This window comes from Mesorhizobium sp. XAP4 (genome assembly GCF_029269325.1).
Taxonomy (GTDB): domain Bacteria; phylum Pseudomonadota; class Alphaproteobacteria; order Rhizobiales; family Rhizobiaceae; genus Mesorhizobium; species Mesorhizobium ciceri.
This window is the reverse complement of the sequence record NZ_JARIXW010000004.1, coordinates 191710-214643: the sequence shown is the minus strand read 5'-3', so window position 1 is coordinate 214643 and position 22934 is coordinate 191710. Positions and strand designations below refer to the sequence as shown.

21 protein-coding genes are annotated in these 22934 nt (G+C 63.5%); 10 read left to right on the top strand and 11 right to left on the bottom strand.

What is annotated here, in order from left to right; all coding sequences use genetic code 11:
- Window positions 1-103: 103 nt before the first annotated feature.
- From P3C39_RS18650 to P3C39_RS18635, 4 genes are all read left to right on the top strand, one after another.
- Window positions 104-1657, top strand: coding sequence for an alpha/beta fold hydrolase (locus P3C39_RS18650; RefSeq protein ID WP_275954122.1), 1554 nt, complete (start codon window positions 104-106; stop codon window positions 1655-1657).
- 110 nt (window positions 1658-1767) lie between these two features.
- Entirely contained in the window at window positions 1768-2247 is a 480-nt protein-coding gene (locus P3C39_RS18645; RefSeq protein WP_013528017.1) for a carboxymuconolactone decarboxylase family protein, read from the top strand.
- 81 nt (window positions 2248-2328) lie between these two features.
- Window positions 2329-2691, top strand: a complete 363-nt coding sequence (locus tag P3C39_RS18640) for a nuclear transport factor 2 family protein (protein WP_024503372.1) — start codon at window positions 2329-2331, stop codon at window positions 2689-2691.
- Window positions 2692-2745: 54 nt separating this feature from the next.
- A complete protein-coding gene (locus P3C39_RS18635) occupies window positions 2746-3060 on the top strand; it encodes a hypothetical protein (RefSeq protein ID WP_013528019.1) in 315 nt (104 codons plus the stop codon).
- Between the two features lie 178 nt (window positions 3061-3238).
- Here the strand turns inward: P3C39_RS18635 and P3C39_RS18630 are convergent, their stop codons facing one another.
- From P3C39_RS18630 to P3C39_RS18600, 7 genes are all read right to left on the bottom strand, one after another.
- Entirely contained in the window at window positions 3239-4666 is a 1428-nt protein-coding gene (locus P3C39_RS18630; protein WP_275954123.1) for a gamma-aminobutyraldehyde dehydrogenase, read from the bottom strand.
- Between the two features lie 98 nt (window positions 4667-4764).
- A complete protein-coding gene (locus P3C39_RS18625; protein WP_013528021.1) occupies window positions 4765-5580 on the bottom strand; it encodes an ABC transporter permease in 816 nt (271 codons plus the stop codon).
- Window positions 5570-6520, bottom strand: a complete 951-nt coding sequence (locus P3C39_RS18620; protein WP_275954211.1) for an ABC transporter permease — start codon at window positions 6518-6520, stop codon at window positions 5570-5572. Before P3C39_RS18620 ends, P3C39_RS18625 begins: the two co-directional genes overlap by 11 nt.
- A gap of 14 nt (window positions 6521-6534) precedes the next feature.
- The gene (locus P3C39_RS18615) at window positions 6535-7545 is read right to left on the bottom strand and encodes an ABC transporter ATP-binding protein (RefSeq protein ID WP_063169923.1); all 1011 of its coding nucleotides are present in this window, start codon (window positions 7543-7545) and stop codon (window positions 6535-6537) included.
- A 168-nt stretch (window positions 7546-7713) separates the two neighbouring features.
- Window positions 7714-8868 (bottom strand): ABC transporter substrate-binding protein, encoded by a 1155-nt coding sequence (locus tag P3C39_RS18610; RefSeq protein WP_013528024.1) that lies wholly within the window; start codon window positions 8866-8868, stop codon window positions 7714-7716.
- Window positions 8869-9087: 219 nt separating this feature from the next.
- Window positions 9088-9999 carry a LysR substrate-binding domain-containing protein gene (locus P3C39_RS18605; protein ID WP_013528025.1) on the bottom strand — a complete coding sequence of 304 codons (912 nt, stop codon included), beginning with the start codon at window positions 9997-9999 and terminating at the stop codon, window positions 9088-9090.
- Between the two features lie 75 nt (window positions 10000-10074).
- Window positions 10075-10731, bottom strand: coding sequence for a DedA family protein (locus P3C39_RS18600; protein ID WP_275954124.1), 657 nt, complete (start codon window positions 10729-10731; stop codon window positions 10075-10077).
- Between the two features lie 263 nt (window positions 10732-10994).
- Here P3C39_RS18600 and P3C39_RS18595 point away from each other — a divergent pair, with 263 nt between their 5' ends.
- A complete protein-coding gene (locus P3C39_RS18595; RefSeq protein WP_063169921.1) occupies window positions 10995-11444 on the top strand; it encodes an Rrf2 family transcriptional regulator in 450 nt (149 codons plus the stop codon).
- Entirely contained in the window at window positions 11434-12333 is a 900-nt protein-coding gene (locus P3C39_RS18590; RefSeq protein WP_275954125.1) for an NAD(P)/FAD-dependent oxidoreductase, read from the top strand. The genes P3C39_RS18595 and P3C39_RS18590 overlap by 11 nt, the downstream gene beginning before the upstream one ends.
- On the opposite strand, the gene P3C39_RS18585 is transcribed toward P3C39_RS18590, so the two are convergent.
- Window positions 12330-13106 (bottom strand): DeoR/GlpR family DNA-binding transcription regulator, encoded by a 777-nt coding sequence (locus tag P3C39_RS18585; protein ID WP_013528029.1) that lies wholly within the window; start codon window positions 13104-13106, stop codon window positions 12330-12332. The genes P3C39_RS18590 and P3C39_RS18585 overlap by 4 nt on opposite strands.
- 403 nt (window positions 13107-13509) lie before the next feature.
- Between P3C39_RS18585 and P3C39_RS18580 the strand changes: the two genes are divergently transcribed.
- Window positions 13510-14397, top strand: a complete 888-nt coding sequence (locus P3C39_RS18580) for a phosphotransferase family protein (protein ID WP_275954126.1) — start codon at window positions 13510-13512, stop codon at window positions 14395-14397.
- Window positions 14394-16847 carry an FAD-dependent oxidoreductase gene (locus P3C39_RS18575; RefSeq protein WP_275954127.1) on the top strand — a complete coding sequence of 818 codons (2454 nt, stop codon included), beginning with the start codon at window positions 14394-14396 and terminating at the stop codon, window positions 16845-16847. The genes P3C39_RS18580 and P3C39_RS18575 overlap by 4 nt, the downstream gene beginning before the upstream one ends.
- 1 nt (window position 16848) lies before the next feature.
- On the opposite strand, the gene P3C39_RS18570 is transcribed toward P3C39_RS18575, so the two are convergent.
- Complete coding sequence (locus P3C39_RS18570) at window positions 16849-17481, bottom strand: class I SAM-dependent methyltransferase (protein WP_063170453.1); 633 nt, start codon at window positions 17479-17481, stop codon at window positions 16849-16851.
- A gap of 103 nt (window positions 17482-17584) precedes the next feature.
- On the opposite strand from P3C39_RS18570, the gene P3C39_RS18565 reads away from it, so the two are divergent.
- On the top strand, window positions 17585-18487 hold the full coding sequence (locus P3C39_RS18565) for a phosphotransferase family protein (protein ID WP_275954128.1): 903 nt from the start codon (window positions 17585-17587) through the stop codon (window positions 18485-18487).
- A 7-nt stretch (window positions 18488-18494) separates the two neighbouring features.
- On the opposite strand, the gene P3C39_RS18560 is transcribed toward P3C39_RS18565, so the two are convergent.
- Both P3C39_RS18560 and P3C39_RS18555 read right to left on the bottom strand, forming a co-directional pair.
- Window positions 18495-19418 carry a DMT family transporter gene (locus tag P3C39_RS18560; protein WP_024503360.1) on the bottom strand — a complete coding sequence of 308 codons (924 nt, stop codon included), beginning with the start codon at window positions 19416-19418 and terminating at the stop codon, window positions 18495-18497.
- A gap of 153 nt (window positions 19419-19571) precedes the next feature.
- Window positions 19572-20873 carry an amidohydrolase family protein gene (locus tag P3C39_RS18555; RefSeq protein ID WP_275954129.1) on the bottom strand — a complete coding sequence of 434 codons (1302 nt, stop codon included), beginning with the start codon at window positions 20871-20873 and terminating at the stop codon, window positions 19572-19574.
- A 169-nt stretch (window positions 20874-21042) separates the two neighbouring features.
- Here P3C39_RS18555 and P3C39_RS18550 point away from each other — a divergent pair, with 169 nt between their 5' ends.
- Window positions 21043-22797, top strand: coding sequence for an ABC transporter ATP-binding protein (locus tag P3C39_RS18550; RefSeq protein WP_013528036.1), 1755 nt, complete (start codon window positions 21043-21045; stop codon window positions 22795-22797).
- Window positions 22798-22934 lie beyond the last annotated feature (137 nt).

Below are 22934 nucleotides of genomic sequence, written 5' to 3'. Positions count from 1 at the left end.
GCGCCAGCTTACATTCACAATCGCTAAAGTTTAAGCTGCCGCAATCTGCGCTGTTCTGCTATGGTTTGACGACCAGAAATCGTCAGGCCGGGGTGGAAATCTCGTGAGGCCGATCGAGACGCGATACGCCTGTAGCGGCGATGTGCGGATCGCCTATCAGGTGGTCGGGCAGGGATCGTTCGATCTCGTCTTCGTGCCGGGCTTCATTTCCAACCTCGACCTGCACTGGGAAGACGAGGGCTACACCAGGCTCTTGAAGCGGCTTTCGGCGTTCTCTCGGCTGATCCTGTTCGACAAGCGCGGCACCGGCCTGTCCGACCGTGTCGACGCGCATAACCTGCCCAGTCTCGAGACGCGGATGGACGATGTGCGCGCGGTAATGGACGCCGCCGGCAGCGGTCGTGCGGCGCTGCTCGGCTCCTCCGAAGGCGCGCCGATGGCGATGCTGTTCGCCGCCACCTATCCGGAGCGGACACGGGCGCTGGCGCTCTATGGCGGCTATGCGCATTTCCACAAATGGGTGATGTCGCCCGAACGCCTCGACGCTTTCATCGAGATGGCGGAGACAGCCTGGGGCACTGGCGCCACGCTGCCCCATTTCGCGCCGAGCCGGGTCGACGACGCGCATTTCGCCCAGTGGTGGGCACGTTTCGAACGATTGTCGGCGAGCCCGACGGCGGCGGCGGCGCTGGCCCGCATGAACGCCGACGTCGACATCCGCCATATCCTGAGCGTGATCAGCGCGCCGACGCTTGTAATCCATCGCCGCAACGATGCGCGGGTCGACCCCGATGCCAGCCGCTTCCTTGCACAGAAGATCCCCGGCGCCCGGCTGGTCGAGAGTCCCGGACGCGACCATCCGATCTGGACCGGCGATGTCGATGGGGTGGCCGACCTGATCGAGGAATTCCTGACCGGCGAACGCGCCGTGGGCGAAGTAGACCGCGTGCTGGCCGCACTGCTGGTGACACGCATCTACGACACGGCACGGCTCGGCGACCGGATGTGGAGCGAACGCAGCCAACGCTTCCAGGAAACCTGGCGGCTGCTGGTCGGGCGCCATGGCGGGCGCTCTGTGGGCCTGCATGGCGAGTTGATGATTTCGCGCTTCGACGGCCCGGCACGCGCCATACGCTGCGCGGCAGCGCTGCGCGAGGCGGCGCAGGAAATCGGCGTGGCAAGCGCACAAGGGGCGCATGTCGGCGAGATCGAAGTGCGCGGTCCACCCGTTGGGACGACGGCGCGGGTGGCAATGCAACTGGCCGCCCATGCCGGCCGCGGCGACATTATCGCGTCGCGTCTGATCGCCGATCTGGCGGCTGGGTCGGGCCTGCATTTCACCGACGCCGGGCGCATCAGTGTCGACGAGCTGGAGCAGCCGCTGGCGCTGGTCCATGCGACGTCCGAACAGCATCTGGAACCCGCCTGCCGGCCCAAACCCAAGACCGCCGAGCCGGCCGCATTGACGGCGCGCGAAAGCGAGGTGGTGAGCCTCGTCGCCGACGGCAAGAGCAATGCCGCGATCGCCGCCGAATTGCGGCTGAGCGAACACACGGTCAAGCGCCATGTCGCCAACATACTGCTCAAGCTGGATCTGCCGTCGCGGGCGGCGGCGGCGGCGTTTTCGGCCAGGCACCCTGGCCCGCACGGGCCATGAGAGCCATGGCGCTTTCGGGCGAAGCGGCCATGGGCGGGTAAGCGCTATCAATTCTCTCCACGCAGGCTAGGCGGATGTCGCTGGAAAAGGCGCTGCGAACGGAGGAGGAAATGCTGAAGTCGAACCGGACACTCAAATTGCTTGTGATTGCTGCAAGCGTTGGCGCGTTGTTCGCCATCTCTCCCGCAAAGGCCGAGGACGCGTCCGCGGCGGCCGCCTACAAGGACATCGAGGCAACGCTCGGCTCGGTGCCGGACATGTTCAAGACCCTGCCGGATGTGGCCGTCGCCGGCGCCTGGGCCGAGATTAAGGGCGTGCAGCTCAACCCGAAGACGGCGCTTGACGGCAAGACCAAGGAACTTTTGGGCCTCGCCGTCGCGGCGCAGATCCCATGCCAGTACTGCATCTATTTCCACACCGAGGCGGCCAAGCTCAACGGCGCCAGCGACGAGGAGATCAAGGAGGCGGTGGCGATGTCCGCCATCGTGCGCCATTGGTCGACGATGCTCAACGGCAGCCAGGTCGATCTGACGACCTTCAAGAAGCAGACCGACGACGTATTCGCGGCCGTCAAGGCGAAGTCGCAGTAAGAACCACTGCCCGGCGATGAGCGCCGGACGGCACATCGACCATCAACCGCCCGGTCGGAAGACGGGCCAATGGAGGATGAAATGCTGACCAAGACCCAAACAGTGGACGGCGCCGCGATCAAGAAGGCGATCGAAACCCGTGACGGCAAGATGCTGTCGAGCTTCTATGCCGAAGACGCGCTGGTGCGGGTGATCGACCGCAACAACCCGCCGAGCAAGCCGCGTGAAATCCGCGGGCGCGCCGCGATCACCACATTCTGGGACGACATCTGCAGCCGGGCGATGACCCACAAGGTCGACACCACCATCGCCGACGGCGACAGCCTCGCCTTCACCCAGGCCTGCGCCTATCCGGACGGGACCAAGGTGTTCTGCGCAGCGATGCTGGAGCTGAAGAACGGTCGGATCGCAAGACAGACCGTCGTGCAGGCCTGGGACGAGTAGATCAACAACCGTGGATCAACCGCGGCCTGGGCCGCAAACCTGGAGGAGAAGACGATGTTCAGCGCCAGATGGCAGATCGACGCCAAGTTCGGACACAAGCAGACCGTGCTCGATCTGTTGAAGAAATGGGAACGCGAGATCGGGTCACAGGTCGGCCTCGACGAGCTGGAATTCCAGATCATGACCGGTTCGATCGGCGCGCGGGAGGCGACGGTCGAGTCCCATCACCAGGTCGAAAGCCTGGCCCAGTTGGAGGCGTTCTTCGCCAAGATCGGCAAGATCGACGCGCACGCGAAATGGGGCAAGGAGATCGAGCCCTATGTCGTGTCTGGCACCAGCCTGTGGAATATCTATCGCATCGTGGAGTAGTGGTCTGCGGTCTTACCTCTCCTCTTGTGGGAGAGGTCCGGATTGCCCCGATTTGTCCTTCACAAATCGGTTGGCAACCCGTGTGAGGGGTAAGCTGGCGTCAAGCTGGAACACCCCCTCATCCGTCTCGGCGCTACGCGCCGATCCACCTTCTCCCACAAGAGGGGAGAAGGCAAAACTAGCCATGCGCAACCATCACATGCCGCACGGCGGTGTAATCCTCCAGTGCGTAGAGCGACATGTCCTTGCCGTAGCCGGACTGCTTCAACCCGCCATGCGGCATCTCGTTGGTCAGCATGAAGTGGGTGTTGATCCAGGTGCAGCCATATTGCAGGCGGGCGGCCGTCGCCATGGCGCGCGAGACATCCTTGGTCCATACGGATGACGCCAGGCCGTAGTCGCTGTCATTGGCCCAGTTCACCGCCTCGTCGACTTCCGAAAAACGAGTAACCGAGACGACCGGGCCGAACACTTCGCGGCGCACGATCTCATCTTCCTGCAGCGCGCCGGCGACGACGGTCGGCTGGTAATAGAAGCCGGAGCCCTCGCCCGGCTTGCCGCCGGTGGTGATCTCGATGTGTTTCAGTTCCGAGGCGCGCTCGACGAAGCTCGAGACGCGGTCGCGCTGGCGGCGCGAGATCAGCGGGCCGATTTCGTTTTCGGTATCGTCGGGGCGGTCGTACTTGATGGTCGAGACGGCCGAGGAGAGATCGGCGACGAGCTTGTCGTAGATCTTCTTGCCGGCGTAGATGCGGCAGGCGGCGGTGCAGTCCTGGCCGGCATTGTAATAGCCGAAGGCACGCAGGCCGTTGACCACGGCGCCGAGGTCGGCGTCGTCGAAGACGATGACCGGCGCCTTGCCGCCGAGCTCGAGATGCGTGCGCTTGACCGACTTGGCGGCCGCCTGCAGCACCTTCTTGCCGGTGGCGACATCGCCGGTGATCGAGATCATGTTGACCTTGGGATGATTGATCAGCGTGTTGCCGACGCTGTCGCCGCGGCCGAGCACGACATTGACGACGCCTTCGGGCAGGATGTCCGCAAGGATTTTTGCCAGCTTCAGCGCCGTCAGCGGTGTCTGCTCGGACGGTTTGAAGACGACGGTGTTGCCGCCGGCGATCGCCGGCGCCAGCTTCCAGGCCATCATCATCAGCGGATAGTTCCACGGCGCGATGGAAGCGACGATGCCAATGGCATCGCGACGGACCATCGAGGTGTGGCCGGGCATGTATTCGCCAGCGACGACGCCCGGCATCGAACGGACGGCGCCGGCGAAGAAGCGGTAGCAATCGACGATCGCCGGGATTTCGTCATTGAGCACGGCGTTGATCGGCTTGCCGCAGTTGAGCGCCTCGAGCGTGGCGAACTCCTTCGCGTCGGCTTCGATGCGGTCGGCGATCTTCAGCAAATAGCCGGAGCGCTGCGCCGGCGTGGTGCGCGACCACAAGACGAACGCCTGTTCGGCAGCAGTGACCGCCGCCTCGATCTGCGCCTGGCTAGCCTCGGGCAGGTTGAGGATGGTCGCCCCGGTCTTTGGATTGAGGATCGGCTCCTCGGTCTCGGTGCCCTTCTCGAATTTCGAGCCGATCAGCATCTGGGTGTCCATAAGGTTTCTCCCTTTACAGAAGCGAGTAGCGAGTAGCTGAAAGCGAGTAGGGTTTGACCGTCGATGATCCCTATTCGCTACTCCCTATTCGCTGTTTTTCATTTCCCGCTTCCAGCGATCTGGTCGCCGTCACGGCTGAGGTAATAAGCGGCAAGGATCGGCAGCAACGTCACCAGCATGACGACCATGGCAACGACATTGGTGACCGGGCGCTGGCGCGGACGGATCAGTTCTTCCAGCATCCAGATCGGCAGCGTCTGCTGCTGGCCGGCGGTGAAGGTGGTGACGATGACCTCGTCGAAGGACAGCGCGAAGGCCAGCATGCCGCCGGCAAGCAGCGCCGTGGCGATGTTGGGCAGCACGACATGGCGGAAGGTCTGAAAACCGTCGGCGCCGAGATCCATCGAGGCCTCGATCATCGAACCGGAAGTGCGGCGGAAACGGGCGACGGCGTTGTTGTAGACGACGACCACGCAGAAGGTGGCGTGGCCAAGCACGATCGTCCAGAACGAGAACGGGATGTCGGCCAGCGAAAAGGCCGAGCGCAGCGCAATGCCGGTGATGATGCCGGGCAGCGCGATCGGCAGGATGACCAGCAGCGAGATGGTTTCGCGGCCGAAGAATCTTGTCCGCGACACCGCCGCCGAACAGAGCGTGCCGAGGATGAGCGCGATCGCCGTCGAAATCGCGGCCACCCTGACCGACAGCGACAGCGCCTGCCAGACATCTGGCCGGTTCCAGGTCACGGCGAACCACTGCGTCGTCAGCCCTGGCGGCGGCCAGACGAAACTCTTCTCTTCGGTGGTGAAGGCATAGACGAAGATCAGCAGGATCGGCAGGTGCAGGAACAGCAGCCCGCAGGCGGCGGCAATCTTCAGGCCGAGCGGAGCCGACTGGGAACCATCAGAGCGCATCGAAGGCCCCCATGCGCTTGGCGCTCCAGAGATAGAAGCCCATGATGACGATCGGCACCACGGTGAAGGCGGCGGCGAGCGGGATGTTGCCGGCGGTGCCTTGCTGCGAATAGACCGCCTGGCCGATGAACAGACGCGAGGTGCCGATGATCTGCGGGATGATGTAATCGCCGAGCGTCAGAGAGAAGGTGAAGATCGAACCGGCGACGATGCCCGGCAGCGCCAGCGGAAACAGCACGTTGCGGAAGGTCTGTCCCGGTGAAGCGCCGAGGTCGGACGAGGCCTCGACCAGATTGCCGGGCACGCGCTCGAGCGCCGCCTGAACGGGGAGGATCATGAAGGGTAGCCAGACATAGACGAAGACGATGAAGGTGCCGGTGAACGATACCGACAGGGAATTGCCGCCGACGATCGGCAGCGACAGCCAAGCGTCGAGAACCCACAACAAATGCAGCTTGGCGAGCAGCCAGGTGAGGATGCCTTCCTTGGCCAGGATCAGCTTCCAGGCGTAGATCTTGACCAGATAGCTCGACCACAGCGGCAGCATGATGCCGAGATAGAACAAGGCCTTCCAGCGGCCGCGCGCATAGCGCGCCGCGTAGTAGGCGATGGGGAAGGCGATGACGGCCGAGGCCAGCGTGACCAGAGCCGCCATCGTCACCGTGCGCAGGATGATGTCGAGATTGGCGGCCTGGAACAGATCGCCATAGGTCTTGAGCGTGAACTCGCGGTTGATGAGGCCGGAAAACTCGTCGATGGAGAAAAAGCTCTGCGCCAGCAGCGCAAACAGCGAGCCGATATAGACGATGCCCAGCCACAAAACCGGAGGCAGCAGCATGAGCAGCAACAGGACCTTCGGCTTGCGCCAGAAAAGGTCCGACAGAGCGCCGCGCAGACCGCCGCTACCCGGCAGGATGGCGGGGGCCGTTGCACGCACCATGGCGGCGTCGAGGCTCATGCCGGCTCGTCCATCAGATGCAGGTGCTCGCGGTTGAAGGTCAGCACAACCGCCTCGCCTTCTGCCGGCAAGGCGATGCCGGCCGGCACGATGGCGTGCAGCCGCAGCCCGTCGGCGTCGAGCGCCAGCTTTGTCGTGGCGCCGAGATAATTGGTCGAGATGAGGCGGGCCGATACGCCTTCACCACTTGTGACCCCCTTGGCCGCGCGGCCGACGCGAATGGATTCGGGGCGGAGACTCCCCCAGCGATGCTGGCCGGAATAGCGCTGCACGAAATCCGGCGGCAGCACGTTGGAGGAGCCGACGAAATCGGCGACGAAGCGGGTCCTCGGCCGCTGGTAGATATCTTCCGGAGTGCCGATCTGCATGATCTTGCCATCGTTGAAGACGGCGACGCGGTCGGCCATCGACAGCGCTTCGCCCTGGTCGTGAGTGACGAAGACGAAGGTGATGCCGAGCGCCTTCTGCAGCGACTTCAACTCCTCCTGCATGTTCTCGCGCAATTTGAGGTCGAGCGCGCCGAGCGGCTCGTCGAGCAGCAGCACCTTTGGCTGGTTGACCAGCGCGCGGGCCAGTGCCACGCGCTGGCGCTGGCCACCGGAAAGCTGGCCGGGCCGGCGGGCGCCATAGCCGGGCAGCCGCACCAGTGACAGCGCCTCTTCCGCCGCCTTGTGCCGCTCAGCCTTGCCGACGCCCTTGACCATCAGCCCGTAGGCAACGTTGTCGAGCACGTTCAGATGCGGGAACAGCGCATAATCCTGAAACACGGTGTTGACGTTGCGGCGATAGGGCGGAACGCCCTCGGCGCGGTCGCCGAAGATCGAGATCGAGCCCGATGTCGGCTGCTCGAAGCCGGCGATGAGGCGCAGGCAAGTGGTCTTGCCGGAACCGGACGGCCCGAGCATGGCGAAGAATTCCCCAGGCGCGATGTCGAGATCGACCGCGTCGACCGCGCGCACGCTGCCGAAATGGCGCGAGGCTTTCTGGAAGGAGACGGCGGAGGTCATGAGATGTCAGTCCGTTGCCGGTTTGATGTGTTGATGTCGCGCGACGTCCCACCTCCCCCTTGGGGAGGTCGCGACGAAGCCGCGGGTGGGGGTGTCTCGAAAAACCCCGAGCAGACCCCGCCCAGACGCTATGCGTCGACCCTCCCCACAAGGGGGAGGTAAGGATGCTCATCGTCCGCCGATGACGCCGATATAGTCCGACACCCAGCGATAGTAGGGCACGCACTGATCGTTCTGGGTGGCGCATTTCGACACCGGCGTCTTCCAGAACTTGATCTTGTCGAAGTTCTCGTAGCCGTTGGTCTTGCAACCCTCGTCGGTCAAAAGCTCATTGCCCTTGCAGGCGGCGGGCACGACGGGCAGTGAGCCGAACCAGGCTGAGACATCGCCCTGCACCTTCGGCGACAGCGAATGTTCCATCCACATATAGGCACAGTTGGGGTTGGCGGCGTCGGCCTCCATCATGGTGGTGTCGGCCCAACCGGTGGCGCCCTCCTCCGGGATGGTGGACGCGACCGGCTTCTTGGCGGCGACCAGCGTGTTGACCTGATACGGCCACGAGCCGGAAGCGACGACGCCTTCGTTCTGGAAATCGTCGACCTGGATGGCGGCGTCGTGCCAATAGCGGCCAACCAGTGTGCGTTGGACGCGCAGCAATTCGAGCGCCGCCTTGTACTGGTCCTCGTTCAGTTCATAGGGATCCTTGATGCCGAGTTCCGGTTTGTGGAACATCAGATAGTTGGCCGCATCCGCAATGTGGATCGGCCCGTCATAGGCCTGGACGCGGCCCTTGTTGGACTTGCCGTCCGGCAGCTTCATTTCCTCAAAGACGATGTTCCAGCTCTTGGGAGCCTCCTTGAACACGTCGGTGTTGTACATCAGGACGTTGGGACCCCACTGGTAGGGAACGCCGTAGTGGGCGCCGCCGACGGTGAACCACGGCGCGTCCTTGAGGCGCTCGTCGACCGTCTTCCAGCTCGGGATGAGATCGGTGTTGATCGGCTGCACGCGCTTGCCGGCAACGAGGCGCAACGAGGCATCGCCCGAAGCGGTGACGAGGTCGAAGCCGCCCTCATTCATCAGCGAGACCATCTCGTCGGAGGTGTTGGCGGTCTTGACGTTGACCTTGCAGCCGGTCTCCTTCTCGAAGGAAGTCACCCAGTCATAGCCCTTGTCGGTTTCGCCGCGCTCGATGTAGCCCGGCCAGGCAACGATGTTGACCTGGCCTTCGCCCTTGCCAAGTTCCTTGACCTGGGCGACGGCCTGACCGGAAAAGGTCAGCGCGACCGTCAGAGCAGTGCATGACTTCAGGAATGAATTCATTGTCGATCTCCCATTTAGGCGCCTGACCCTGAAAGCCGGTTTCGGTCTTCGTTAGGGGTCACGCGCGGACTGAAAACTGTCAGTTCGTCCGTTGGGCTTGATGCCGCTCTGATGGCGGCTTTGGTCCCTGAACCGAAAGTGCTTTGAAAATTCCGGTTTCGCAAATTCATTTATCAGAAGGGCGATATCGGTTTTTCCGATAGATGTGCAGCCGGCCTCTCAGGGACGCTGGCGGACCGTCCGTTGCGACTGGGCAAGACCGATGAAATCGCGCGCGGCCTGCGGCAGACCGGAGCCGCGCCGCCAGACCATGCCGACCTGGACCACCGGCAAGGAGCCGGAAATATCGCGCGATTCGATGCGGTCGCCTTCCAGCGACCAGGGCCGGTAGACGAGATCGGGCAGCAGCGCCACGCCGGCACCGGTGGCGACCAGACTGCGCACGGCCTCCACGGAACGGGTGCGGAAGGCGACATGCGGCTTGGCGCCGATCGCCGTCAGCAGCTTGCCGGTATTCTCCTCGATCTCGTCGACGGTCAGCATGATCAGCGTTTCGGAGGCAATGTCGCCAATGCTGATGATGTCGGCGCCGACGAGCGGATGACCGAGCGGCAGCCACAGCCGATAGGCCGAGACTTCGAGGATTTCCGACTGCAACGCGGTGCGGTCGCGCAAATTGGAGGTGACCATGACGGCAATGTCGAGCTTGCCGCCGATCAGGAGGTGTTCGAGATAATCGCCATTGTCCTCGATGGCAGAGACCTCGACGCCCGGATAGGCACGGCGGTAGCGGGCGAGCAGATCCGACAGCACATAGCCGGCGACCAGCGAGGTGACGCCGAGCTGCAGCCGGCCGGCCGCCACCGCCTGCTCGCCGGAGAAAGAGCGGCGCGCGTCGGAAACATCGGCGAGGATTTTCGTCGCATGGCGCAGGAACTGGTGACCCTTGTGGGTGATGTTGAGGCCGCGCGGGTGGCGTTCGAACAGTTCGACGCCGAGATCGCTTTCGAGTTCCTTGATCGCTTCGGTGACCGACGATTGCGAGATGGAGAGGTTCTGGGCGGCGCCCGAGACCGTGCCTTGCTCGGCAACGGCGATGAAGAACTGCAGCTGGCGGATGGTGAAAGCCATGCCCGGACTAAACACCGGCGGCCGAATGAAGGAAAGCCGACTGCAGAGCTTATCCCATGACCTGAGAGCTGGCGCTCAACCGAGCGCCAACTTGATGCGCCGCCGGCATGCGGGGCCATAGCGCAGCGCAAGCATGAATGCCGTCTCCAGAGCCACGACGATGACAATGATGCGCAGGCCCACCGTGAAGGAGTCCCGGCCGCTGCCGCGCAGCAGATAGCCGGTGGTGAGAAAGCCCGCGTTCCAGAACGTGGCGCCGAGCAGCGTCGCGGCCGCGAAGGGCAAAGCGGGCAGGCAGAGTGCGCCGGCGGCGATCGGCAGGTAATTGCGCACAGTCGGGATGAACTGCGCCAGCAAGGACACCCGGACGTGATTGCGCCGATAGGCCTGGCCGAGCCTGCGGTAGGTCGCGTGGCGCAGGAACACGTACTTGCCGAAACGCTCGACCAGCCTGTCGGCACGGTCAAGTCCAACCCGGCGGCCGACCGCATACCAGACAAGGCAGCCGCTGGCGGACGCAAGCGTCGTCACCATCAGCAGGATCGCCAGCGTCGAAGCATCCGGCGCCGCCGTCATGCCGAGGAACAGCAGCAGCACATGCGAGGGCGGAATTGGCAGGATCTTTTCGGTGAAGGCGAGGCAGAAAACGCCCAACAGACCGAAGCCGAGGATGGCTGCCAGCGGCCCCGTCATGCGAAGCGACATGGTGACGCCGACACCAAACGGTGCCACGGTCCATCTCTGGAGAAAAGACAAAGCATCAGGCAACCTTCATCCTGGATCCAACGCTTCGATCGGTCGGCGTGGCGTTTGCTGCAGTCAGCGTCGGACCCGAAATCCGTTGCATATGTCGGGTCCGACGCCTTGGCGCCGGCATACGAGGTGAATCGCGCACCGACTGGTTCTGTTTGCCGCGAATGGATTGCGTGGACATTGCGCCTCGGCGCGGATGAGACGTGTTTGACATCGACACCAATCGTAACTAACTAAGTTACATGAAGCGCAACAGCCGGCTGTCCTCTACCCTGCACATTCTCGTCCACATGGCCGAGAAGCCCGAACAGGCGCTGACCTCCGAGCAGCTTGCCACCTTCATCCACACCAATCCGGTGGTGGTCCGCCGCACCATCGCAGGCTTGCGCGACGCCGGCATCGTCACCTCGTCGCGCGGGCACGGTGGCGGCTGGCTGCTCGGGCGGGCGCCCGAGAAAATATCCCTGGCCGAGATCAGCGTCGCCCTTGGCGAGACACTGCTGCCGTTCAGCACCGATCCGGAAAGCCCCGGCTGCCTCGTCGAGCAGGCGGTGATCGCCGTGCTCGACGATTTTCGCAACGCCGCCGAAAGGCTGCTGGCGGAGAAGCTGAGCCGCATCACGCTGGCTGACCTGACCGCCGATTTCCGCCGCCGTTTTGACCTCATTGGAGTCTCCAGCCATGCAGTATGATCTTGCCGTCGTCGGCGGCAGCTTTGCCGGCCTGTCCGCCGCCATCCAGGTGGCGCGGGCAGGACGCAAGGTGCTGGTGATCGACGCCGGCCGGCCGCGCAACCGCTTTGCCGAGCATTCGCACGGCTTCCTCGGACATGACGGGCGCGCGCCCGGCGCAATCCTGGATGACGCAAGGCGCCAACTACTGGCCTATCCGGCAGCCAGGGTTGTCGACGGGCGCGCCGACAAGGCCCTTGCCGCTGGCAGCAGCGATTTCGAAATCACCACCGAGGGTGGCGAGACATTCGGCGCGGCACGGCTGGTACTGGCCACTGGGGTGCGCGATATCCTGCCGGAGGTTGCCGGGCTTGCCGAGCTCTGGGGAAAGAGCGTGTTGCACTGCCCCTACTGCCACGGCTACGAAGTTTCCGGCGGGCCGCTCGGCGTGCTCGCAACCGGTCCGATGTCCATGCATCAGGCACAGCTGATCACCGATTGGGGCGATGTCACGCTGTTCGGCAATGGCCTGTTCGAGCCTGACACAGAGCAGATGCGCGCGCTGGAGAGCCGAAAGGTGCGGTTTGAGCCCACCAGCGTTGCCGAGCTAGAGGAAGACGGCTCCGGCGGATTGATCGTCCACCTCGACGACAGCAGAAAGGCCGGCGTCAGGGCGATGTTCACCGCTCCGCGCAATATCATGGCCAGCCCGCTGGCCGAACAGCTCGGCTGCGGCTTCACCGAAAGCCTCCTCGGCACGGTGATATCAGTCGACGACAGGCAGCAGACGACCGTGCCCGGCGTCTACGCCGCCGGCGACGCGGCACGTTCGATGCACAACATCGCCTTTGCAGTATCGGGTGGCACCTTTGCGGGCGTCTGCGCCCACCAATCGCTGGTCTTCGGCTAGAACCCGGCTTCCGCGCCGGCGATGCTGAGCCGGGCGCCGGCCTGCGCAAGGGCGGCGGCCAGGTCGTGCGGCGGCGAGCGGTCGGTGGCGAGTTCGGAAAAGCTGTCGAAGCCGCAGACCTGGACCAGACCAAGACGGCCGAATTTCGAGTGATCGGTGATGACGAGGGACCGCTGGCCGCGCGAGAGCACCATGCGGGCGAACTCGGCCTCATCCAGATCAAAATCCATGACGCCCATCACCGCGTCGACCCCCCCGGTGGAAATGATGGCGTGACTGACCGAGAAGCGACTGACAAAATCGATCGCCGAGGCGCCGAAAGCAGCGCCGGAATCGCTGCGCAACTCGCCGCCGGCCATATAGACCTTGTTGCCGTTGATGGTGGCCAGCGTGCGGGCGATGTCCGAGGAATTGGTGACGACCGTCAGGCGCCGGTGGCCAAGCAGTTCACGCGCAAGGAACGAGGTCGTCGTTCCGGTGTCGAGCATGATGGATTCCCCGTCGCGGATGGTGGCGGCGACCATGCGGGCAATGACGCGCTTGGCGTCGGCGTTCTCACGCATGCGCCGCTCGAACGGCGCTTCGCCGATCATTGACGGCAGGCCGATGGCGCCATGCATCTTGAGGACAGAGCCATCACCGGTCAGTGGCTTGACGTCGCGGCGCACCGTCTCGAGCGACACGCCCAGCCGGTCGGCCAGACTGGCGATGGTGACGGTGCCCTCTTCCTGCAGGAGCCGCAGGATCTCGCCGTGTCGTTTGGACTGGGCCATCTGGTTTCCCGAACTGATGCTCTTGACCGATTCTAAGGTAATTCAATTGCTTTTAAAGGAACTACCTTATGCTTTCAGGCAAAATACCCAAAAAAAGTCACAGCTTTTTATTGACAAGCGGGAAACCCTGGCGTGAAATCAAAGACATCAACAGGCTTCAGATCTGCGACTGGGGGCAGAGCCGCAACTCAGCGATCAGGCCGTTTGGAACGTGCCTGTACAAGGAATTTTCAGATCCGCGGGGGCGGATGCCGGGCTCAAAAACCTGGCCAAGGGGCTCGTCGGTGCGGTGCGGGATACCGATCCTGGCGTCCCGCACCGACGAGATTATTTACGTTTCTCCCCGCCGTCGTTGCGCTGTTCACGGCGCCTTGTCGAAGCCCAGCAAACCAGGGATGATTCCGTGACCGCCGAAGATCGCATCCGCGCCCTGCCCTGCTGGACCGGTGGCATCGAGATCGCACCGCTGCCCGGCGGTCTGAGCAACGCGAATTATGTGGTCACGGACGCGGCGGGACGACACGTCGTGCGCTTCGGCAAGGACTATCCGTTCCACCATGTCTTTCGCGAGCGCGAGGTGATGACGGCGCGGGCGGCGCATGCCGCCGGTTTCGCGCCGGCCGTCCGCCATGCCGAACCGGGCATCATGGTCACAGAGTTTCTCGGCGCCAAGACCTATCTCGCCGAGGACGTACGCGCCAATCTTGGCCGCGTCGCAGCCCTGATGCGCGCCTTTCACCGGGAGATGCCCAATCACGTCTCCGGCGCCGGCTTCATGTTCTGGGTGTTCCATGTCATTCGCGACTATGCGCGCACGCTTGAAGAAGGCGGCAGCCGCAAGCGCAGCGACCTGCCACGCCTGCTGACGCTGGCCGACGAACTGGAGCGCGCGCAGAAACTGCTGCCGATCGTCTTTGGCCACAATGATCTGTTGCCGGCCAACATTCTCGACGACGGCAACAGGCTGTGGCTGATCGACTTCGAATATGCCGGCTTCAACACGGCGATGTTCGACCTCGCAGGCGCCGCCTCCAACGCCGGCATGAGCGACGAGGAATCCTTCGCCTTTCTGACCGCCTATTTCATGAAGGAACCGGACGAAGCGATCCGCCGTTCGCACGCGGCCATGCAATGCGCCTCGCTGCTGCGCGAGGCGATGTGGAGCATGGTGTCCGAGCTCTATCTCGACGCGCCCGGTATCGACTACGTCGCCTACACCGAGGAAAATCTCGCCCGGCTCGACACGGCGCTGGAAAACTACAGAACGAAGTACGGGATACAGAAATCATGACATTGCCGACCCAGGCCGCCATCGTCGTCATCGGCGGTGGCATCATCGGCTGTTCGACGGCTTATCATCTGGCGCGCGACCACAAGGCCGATGTCGTTCTGCTCGAACAAGGCAAGCTGACCTCGGGCTCGACCTGGCATGCCGCCGGCCTTGTCGGCCAGTTGCGCTCGTCGGCTTCGATCACCCGCGTGCTGAAATACTCCGTCGACCTCTACAAGGGCCTCGAGGCCGAGACCGGCCTTGCCACCGGCTGGAAGATGACCGGCTGCCTCAGGCTCGCCACCAATGCCGACCGCTGGACCGAGTACAAAAGGCTGGCGACGACGGCGAAAAGCTTCGGCATGGACATGCAATTGCTGTCGCCGGCGGAAGTCAAGGCAATGTGGCCGCTCATGGAAACCGGCGATCTTGTCGGCGCCTCCTGGCTGCCGACCGATGGCCAGGCGAGCCCCTCCGACATCACGCAGTCGCTGGCCAAGGGCGCGCGCATGCATGGCGCCAAACTGTTCGAGGATGTCCGCGTCATCGGCTTCGAAATGAAGGACGGCCGCATCACGGCGGTGAAGACCAACAAGGGCGACATTGCTTGTGACAAGGTGGTCAACTGCGCCGGCCAGTGGGCGCGGCAGGTCGGCGCCATGGCCGGCATCAACGTGCCGCTGCAGCCGGTGAAGCACCAGTACATCATCACCGAGAAGATCGACGGACTGGCGACCGACGCGCCGACCATCCGCGATCCGGACCGGCGCACCTATTTCAAGGAAGAGGTCGGCGGGCTGGTGATGGGCGGCTATGAGCCGAACCCGCAGGCCTGGGCTACTGGTCTCCCCGGCGGCGACGTCCCCAATGATTGGGAATTCAGGCTGTTCGACGATGATTACGACCATTTCGAGCAGCACATGAGCCAAGCGATCGCGCGCGTGCCGGCGCTGGAAACTGTCGGCGTCAAGCAGATGATCAACGGGCCGGAGAGTTTTACGCCAGACGGCAATTTCATTCTCGGCACAGCGCCCGAATGCGCCAACATGTTTGTCGGCGCCGGCTTCAACGCCTTCGGCATCGCCTCGGGCGGCGGCGCCGGCTGGGTGCTGGCGCAGTGGGTGGTCGATGGCGAAGCACCGCTCGACCTGTGGGTGGTCGACATCAGGCGCTTTGCTAATTTGCACCGTGACCGTCAGTGGGTCTGCGACCGCACGCTGGAGGCCTATGGCAAACACTATACGATCGGCTTTCCGCATGAGGAGTATGCCAGCGGGAGGCCGCGCATCGTCTCGCCGCTCTACGACAGGCTGAAACAGCAAAATGCTGTGTTCGGCTCGAAGCTCGGCTGGGAGCGGCCTAACTGGTTCGCGCCCGAAGGCGTCGAGCCGCAGGACATCTATTCGATGGGCCGGCAGAACTGGTTTGTGGCGGTCGGCGACGAACACCGGCATGTGCGCGAAAAAGTCGGCATATTCGATCAATCCTCCTTCGCCAAATACGAGCTGAGCGGGCCCGATGCGCTGAAGGCGCTGGACTGGGTCTGCGCCAACGACGTCAGCAAGCGGGTCGGCCGGCTGACCTACACGCAGCTTCTCAACACACGCGGCGGCATCGAGGCCGATCTGACGGTGGCGCGGCTGGCCGAAGAGAAGTTCTACATCGTCACCGGCACAGGCTTCCGTACGCATGATTCCTCATGGATCGGCGATCATATCGGCGAAGGGCTCGATGCCAGGCTCGTCGATGTCACCGAGGATTTCGGCACGCTGTCGCTGATGGGTCCTCGGGCGCGCGACGTGCTTTCGGCCGTGACCGAAGCCGACGTGTCAAATGTGAGCTTCCCATTCGGCCATGTGCGTGAGATTGCCATCGCCGGCCACACGGTTCGGGCGCTGCGCGTCACCTATGTCGGCGAGTTGGGCTGGGAACTGCACGTGCCGATCGCGGCCACCGGCGAAGTCTTCGACGCGCTGATGGCGGCAGGCAAAAAGCACGACATCCGCCCGATCGGCTATCGGGCACTGGAATCGCTGCGGCTGGAAAAGGGCTATCGTGCCTGGGGCTCCGACATCACGCCCAACGACACGCCGCAGGAAGCCGGGCTCGGCTGGGCGGTCAAGCTGCGCAAGAACACGGATTTCATCGGACGGCGCGCGCTGGAGAAGACCGGCGGCACGGCAATGAAGAAACGCTTTGCCGGCTTCACGGTCGACGACCCCGAGATCGTGCTGCTCGGCCGCGAAACCATCCTGCGCAATGGCGAGCCTGTCGGTTATCTCACCAGCGGCGGTTATGGCTATACGCTGGGCAAGACCATCGGCTACGGCTACGTGCGCAACGCCGACGGGGTCAGCGACGATTTTCTCGCCTCGGGCGACTACGAACTGGTGGTTGCGATGGAGAGGACGCCGGCCAAGATCCACCTCGAGCCGATGTACGACCCGGCAGGCGCGAGGGTCAAAGCGTAGGTCAGGTCACGCGCAGTGCGAGGCCGCGGCTGGGCACGGTGTCGGCTTCGCCGGGCATCGAGACATAAGGGCGCGTTTCCTCGACGCGGGTGACGAGGCCCTGCGCCTCGAGCTCAGCGACGCGCGTGGCGAAGCCCTGATCCCACAGCGAGTTCTTGACCGTCAGCACGATGATGCCGCCCGGCCGGCATATGCGGATCAGTTCGTCCAGCCCCTCGACGCCGACATGACCTGATGTGAAGACGCCGGCCGAGATCACTCCGGCATAGGCATCATCGGCAAAGGGCAGATGACCGCCCAGCGCCAGGCAATGGAGCGCGGAATAGACACCCTTGCGGGCCGCCTGATCCAGCATGCCTTGTGAAATATCGAGTGCCTCGACTTGCGGGTAACCGGCAATATCAAGCCATTCGCCGATGAGACCGGTGCCGGCCCCGGCATCGAGCAGCGGTGCTGAACCGCGCGGCAGATGGCGGGTCAGCAGCGCAAGGCAGATCGTCGGATGGCGATAGCCGGCGGCCGACATGTCGGCGTCGTAGGTCTGCGACCAACGATCATAAAGTGCGGCGACCTCTTCGGGCCGCTTTGCCGCGTAGGCCGCGCCAAGCGCACCCTGATGTTTGTTGTCCGCCACTTTGATCCAGTCCGCCAATTTTTGATCTCGCAGTGATGATAGCCAAAGCGCGAAAATTGTGGAACCGTTGCCGCGACAAATAACAGTGTGTGGGGGCGCAGGCATGATTACAGACGAGGCGCGTGCGGCACTGGACGCCATTCCCATGCTGGCCGGCTACAGCGGGCCGCTGGAACGGCTGGGCGGCCTCACCAACCTCGTCTTCAAGGCCGGCGACTTCTGCCTGCGCATTCCTGGCAAGGGCACCGAGGAATACATCAACCGGGCCAACGAAGCGGTGGCCGCACGCGAAGCGGCAAAAGCAGGGGTCAGTCCCGAGGTGCTGCATGTCGATGCCGGCACCGGGTTGATGGTGACACGCTACATCGCCGGCGCCGAAACCATGTCGGAGGAGAAATTCAAGGTTCGGCCGGGCAGTCCAGCCCGCGCCGGCGAGGCCTTTCGCAAGCTGCACAATTCAGGCGCGGTGTTTCCCTTCCGCTTCGAGCTGTTTGCGATGATCGACGACTATCTCAAGGTGCTGTCCACCAAGGAGATCGCCCTGCCCGCCGGCTATCATGACGTGGTGCGCGACGCCGGGACAGTGCGGTCGGCGCTGGCCGCCCATCCGCTGCCTCTCGTCGCCTGTCATTGCGATCCGCTGTGCGAAAACTTCCTCGACACCGGCGAGCGGATGTGGATCGTCGACTGGGAATATTCGGGCATGAACGACCCGCTCTGGGACCTTGGCGACCTCTCCGTGGAAGGTAAATTCGATCTGGCGCAAGACGAAGAGATGATGCACGCCTATTTCGGCGGCGAGGCGAGGCCGGCGCAGCGCGGCCGCATCGTCATCTACAAGGCGATGTGCGACCTGTTATGGACGCTGTGGGGGCTGATCCAGCTCGCCAACAACAACCCGGTCGATGATTTTCGCGCCTATGCCGACGGGCGGTTCGCGCGCTGCAAGGCGCTGATGGAGACGTCCGAGTTTTCACGGCATCTGGCGGCGATCCGCCGGGGGTGAGCCTGGACTAATTCACGCCCTTCGGCACGTTTTCGGGCGGCACCGTGGTCTCGACCACTTTCTGGCGGTGGAAGATGAACAGGCCGGCGAGAACGACAATGCCCGAGCCGATCAGGATGCGCGGACCGGGAACGTCGCCGAAGAACACCAGTCCGAACACCACCGCCCACAGCAGCAGCGTGTAATGCAGCGGCGCCAGCGTTGAGGCCGGCGCCAGCTTGAGCGCCCTGGTGATCATCAGATGGGCGCCGCAGGAGACGATGCCGAGCAGCAGCATGGCGCCGAGATCGAGCGCCGACGGCGTCTGCCAGGCGCCGATGCTCAGCACGCCGCCGACCAGCAGCGTGCCGATGGTCTGCCATGTCACTAGATTGGTGTCGCTGGTGCCACGCAGGCGGCGGTTGAGGATGATGGCGAAGGCGAAGGCGATACTGCCCACCAGCGCAAAACCCGATGACAGCGAGAAGGCCGCCGAGGACGGTTTCAGCATGATCAGCACACCGCAGAAGCCGAGCAGGATCGCCATCCAGCGGCGCCAGCCGACCTTTTCGCCAAGCAAGAGGTGCGAGAGTGCCGCGACGTAGATCGGCCCCGCCATGTAGAAACTCATCACATCGGCCAGCGGCAGATAGACCACGGCGGCATAGAAGAGCGCGGTGTCGAGCGTGGTCATCACCACCCGCAGCAGCTGCAGCTCCAGGCGTTCCATGCGAAACAGCTTGGCCGGGCCCTGGTTGGCGATCATCGGGCCGAGCACGAAGAAGGCGCCGATGGAGCGGATCAGCACCACCTGGCCGACGGAGAAGCTGGCGACCAGCCATTTGCCCATGGCGTCGTTCAGCGCAAACAGGAAATCGCCGGCCAGCATCAACAGAATGCCGGCCAAAAGCACATTCCTGATCGTCGAATTCTGCGCCACGGGCTGCGTCATGCCGATCCCGATTCCTCCCCCTTGTAAGCCCGCGTCGTAGACGGAAGCAGCGGCTTTGACGAGGAGAATTCGGGCGATGGGTAAGACCAGCGCCGGGAATCGGCTGTATCTAGAGCATGATGCCGAAAAGTGTGAAGCGGTTTTCGGACGACATCATGCTCTATCTCTTTGATTGGAGCCGGATATGTGCCGCCGGTTCACCATTCCCGGCCTTCCGCCGATGGACAGCCTGGTTTCCTGCTTCGTCCGCTCCGCCACCACCTTGCCCCTGGCAATGACGCACAGGCGCTCGGCGCGCAGCCGCAGGGCTTCGACCGGATTGCCGGCATCGAGGACGACCAGGCTGGCGCGCTTGCCGACCGCCAGGCCGAGATGATCGAGGCCCATGATCGCGGCATTGACGTTGGTGACCATGTCGAAGCAGCGCGCCATCTCGGCCGGGCTCGACATCTGAGCGACGTGCAGACCCATGAAGGCGACATCGAGCATGTCGGCGGTGCCCAGCGAATACCAGGGATCGAGCACGCAATCCTGGCCCCAACCGACGCGAATGCCGAGCGCCAGCATCTCCTTGACCCGGGTAAGGCCGCGGCGCTTCGGGAAGGTGTCGTGGCGGCCCTGCAGCATGATGTTGATCAGCGGATTGGGAATGACCGAGACGCCGGCCTCGGCGATCAGCGGCAGCAGCTTCGAGACGTAGTAATTGTCCATCGAATGCATCGAGGTGAGGTGCGAACCGGCGACCTTGCCCTGCAGACCAAGACGCTGCGTTTCATAGGCCAACTGCTCGATATGGCGCGACAGCGGATCATCGGTCTCGTCGCAATGCAGGTCGACCATCAGGCCGCGGCTGGCCGCGATCTCGCACAGCTCCGTTACCGAGCGCGTGCCGTCGGCCATGGTGCGCTCGAAATGCGGGATGCCGCCGACGATGTCGACGCCCATGTCGAGCGCGCGGATGGTGTTTTCACGCGCCGATGGAGAGCGATAAAACCCGTCCTGCGGGAAGGCGACCAATTGCAGATCGATGTAGGGAGCGACCGTCTTCTTGACCTCGAGCAGCGCCTCGACCGCCAGCAGGCGGTCATCGCAGACATCGACATGGGTGCGGATGGCGAGCAGGCCCATCGACACCGCCCAGTCGCAATAGGCCAGCGCGCGATCACGCACCGCCTCATGCGTCAAAAGCGGCTTCAACTCGCCCCACAGCGAAATGCCTTCGAGCAGCGTACCCGACGCGTTGATGCGCGGAATGCCGTAGGAGAGCGTCGCGTCCATGTGGAAATGCGGATCGACGAAGGGCGGCGAGACCAGATTGCCATGGGCGTCGACCTTCGTCCGCGCGGAACCCTGGAGAACGGGCTCGATCGCCGCGATCGTCTCACCGTTGATGCCGATGTCGGCAACCCTGCCATCAGGCAGTGTGCCGCCGCGAACGATAAGGTCGAAATCCATCCGTCGTCATCCCGTCAAAAGAATCATCTGATATAGCCGAGGCTGAAAATCGCATCCCGTCGATGCCGCTTGCAACAGCGATTTGTCCGCGGCGGCCGCGGATGGTTTCATCCGGCCGCAACTCCCTCTATAAGCCGCCTTCGTTGTCCCGGTTTCAAGGATCCGCCGTTTGTTTCGTTTCTTCCGCTCGACGGAAAACCAGCGCCTCGTCGCGAGGTTGATCCGGGAATCCTTTTATCAGCACAGGTTTGGCTACGGCGCCGCGATCTTGTCGATGCTTGTGGTGGCCGCCACGACCGGCGCCAGCGCCTGGATTCTCAAAGAGATCACCGACGAATTCGTAGTTTTCAAGCGGATTGACCGGGTCAACCTGATTGCGGGCGGGGTCGCCACGATCTTCATCCTCAAGGGCCTCGCCAACTTCATTCAGGCCTATTTCATGAGCCGTGTCGGCAACGCCATCATCGCCGACCGCCAGCGCAAGATCTACGACCGCATCCTGGCGCAAGGCATCGAATTCTACCATTCGACCTCGTCGTCCGACCTGATCACACGCATGACCAACAATGCGCAGGCGGCACGCAACGTGCTCGACCTCGTTGTCACGTCCTATGTGCGCGATCTGTTGTCGCTGGTCGTCCTGGTAGGAGTCATGGTCTGGCAGCAGCCAGCCTTGTCTATAATCTGCTTCGTCGTCGGCCCCTTGGCTATCTACGGGGTCAACCGCATCCTGAAACGTGTTCGCAAGTTCGCCGCGATGGAGTTTCGCTCGGTCGGCCAGATCGTGCAGGTGATGCAGGAAACGGCAATCGGCGTGCGCGTCGTCAAATCCTTCAACCTCGAAGGCGCAATGCGCAACCGCATGTACAAAGCGGTGTCGGACGTCGAGAACCGGGCCAACAACATCGCGACGCTGGAGGCTGCGACAAGCCCGGTGATGGAGACGCTGGCCGGGCTGGCAATTGCCGGGGCCATCTTCGTCAGTGGCTTCCTGGTCTTGCAGGGCGGCCAAATGCCGGGAAACATCATGGCCTTCATCGGGGCACTCCTGTTTGCCTATGAGCCGGCAAAGCGCCTTGCGCGCGTGCGCATATCGCTGGAAAGCGGCATTGTCGGCGTGCGTATGATGTTCGAGCTCGCCGACCAGCCGCTCACTCTGGTCGAGAAGCCGGACGCGAAGCCGCTTCTGGCCGGACCGGGCGAGATCCGGTTCGACGCCGTCGACTTCGCTTATCAGAAAGGGCCGCCGGTGCTGGACAGGTTCGATCTGACGCTTGCGCCCGGCAAGATGACGGCGCTGGTCGGGCCTTCCGGCGGCGGCAAGTCGACGATTCTAAACCTGATCATGCGCATGTATGATCCGCAGAGCGGCAGGGTGCTGTTCGACGGTCAGGATATTTCCCATGCGACGCTCGCATCGCTGCGGGAAAAGATCGCCTATGTCAGCCAGGATACGTTCCTGTTTGCCGGCACCATCATGCACAACATCCGGCTTGGGCGCGAGGGTGCGACCGACGATGAGGTGATCGCCGCCGCCAAGGCGGCCAACGCGCATGACTTCATCAGCGCGCAGGCGAAAGGCTACGAGACGGATGTCGGCGAGAATGGCGGCCTACTGTCGGGCGGCCAGCGCCAACGGATCTCGATCGCACGCGCCATGCTGCGCAATGCGGAGATCCTGCTGCTGGACGAAGCGACCAGCGCGCTCGACGCCGAATCGGAAGCGCTGTTCCGCGACGCGCTGCAGCAATTGACGGAAGGCCGCACGACGATCGTCATCGCGCACCGTCTGTCGACCGTGCACCAGGCCGACACAATCGTGGTGCTCGAAGCCGGCAAGGTGGTGGAAAGCGGCCCGCACAAGGCCTTGCTCAAGCAGGGCGGGCTTTACCAGAAGCTCTATGAGTATCAGTTGATGCCGTAGCACTTCTCTTCCCTTCCCCCACTTGTGGGGGAAGGTGGATCGGCGCGCGTCGCCGAGACGGATGAGGGGTGTTCCAGCGGAGTGAGACATCGGTGTTCTCTGGAACACCCCTCATCCGTCGCCTGCGGCGACACCTT

Excerpts from the sequence above, each read along its gene's own strand:
- P3C39_RS18565 (WP_275954128.1), top strand. The coding sequence starts at position 17,585 with ATGATTACAGACGAGGCGCGTGCGGCACTGGACGCCATTCCCATGCTG.
- P3C39_RS18610 (WP_013528024.1), bottom strand. The coding sequence starts at position 8,868 with ATGAATTCATTCCTGAAGTCATGCACTGCTCTGACGGTCGCGCTGACC.
- P3C39_RS18595 (WP_063169921.1), top strand. The coding sequence starts at position 10,995 with ATGAAGCGCAACAGCCGGCTGTCCTCTACCCTGCACATTCTCGTCCAC.
- P3C39_RS18620 (WP_275954211.1), bottom strand. The coding sequence starts at position 6,520 with ATGGTGCGTGCAACGGCCCCCGCCATCCTGCCGGGTAGCGGCGGTCTG.
- P3C39_RS18605 (WP_013528025.1), bottom strand. The coding sequence starts at position 9,999 with ATGGCTTTCACCATCCGCCAGCTGCAGTTCTTCATCGCCGTTGCCGAG.
- P3C39_RS18585 (WP_013528029.1), bottom strand. The coding sequence starts at position 13,106 with ATGGCCCAGTCCAAACGACACGGCGAGATCCTGCGGCTCCTGCAGGAA.
- P3C39_RS18640 (WP_024503372.1), top strand. The coding sequence starts at position 2,329 with ATGCTGACCAAGACCCAAACAGTGGACGGCGCCGCGATCAAGAAGGCG.
- P3C39_RS18560 (WP_024503360.1), bottom strand. The coding sequence starts at position 19,418 with ATGACGCAGCCCGTGGCGCAGAATTCGACGATCAGGAATGTGCTTTTG.
- P3C39_RS18630 (WP_275954123.1), bottom strand. The coding sequence starts at position 4,666 with ATGGACACCCAGATGCTGATCGGCTCGAAATTCGAGAAGGGCACCGAG.
- P3C39_RS18615 (WP_063169923.1), bottom strand. The coding sequence starts at position 7,545 with ATGACCTCCGCCGTCTCCTTCCAGAAAGCCTCGCGCCATTTCGGCAGC.
- P3C39_RS18590 (WP_275954125.1), top strand. The coding sequence starts at position 11,434 with ATGCAGTATGATCTTGCCGTCGTCGGCGGCAGCTTTGCCGGCCTGTCC.
- P3C39_RS18645 (WP_013528017.1), top strand. The coding sequence starts at position 1,768 with ATGCTGAAGTCGAACCGGACACTCAAATTGCTTGTGATTGCTGCAAGC.
- P3C39_RS18625 (WP_013528021.1), bottom strand. The coding sequence starts at position 5,580 with ATGCGCTCTGATGGTTCCCAGTCGGCTCCGCTCGGCCTGAAGATTGCC.
- P3C39_RS18575 (WP_275954127.1), top strand. The coding sequence starts at position 14,394 with ATGACATTGCCGACCCAGGCCGCCATCGTCGTCATCGGCGGTGGCATC.
- P3C39_RS18555 (WP_275954129.1), bottom strand. The coding sequence starts at position 20,873 with ATGGATTTCGACCTTATCGTTCGCGGCGGCACACTGCCTGATGGCAGG.
- P3C39_RS18635 (WP_013528019.1), top strand. The coding sequence starts at position 2,746 with ATGTTCAGCGCCAGATGGCAGATCGACGCCAAGTTCGGACACAAGCAG.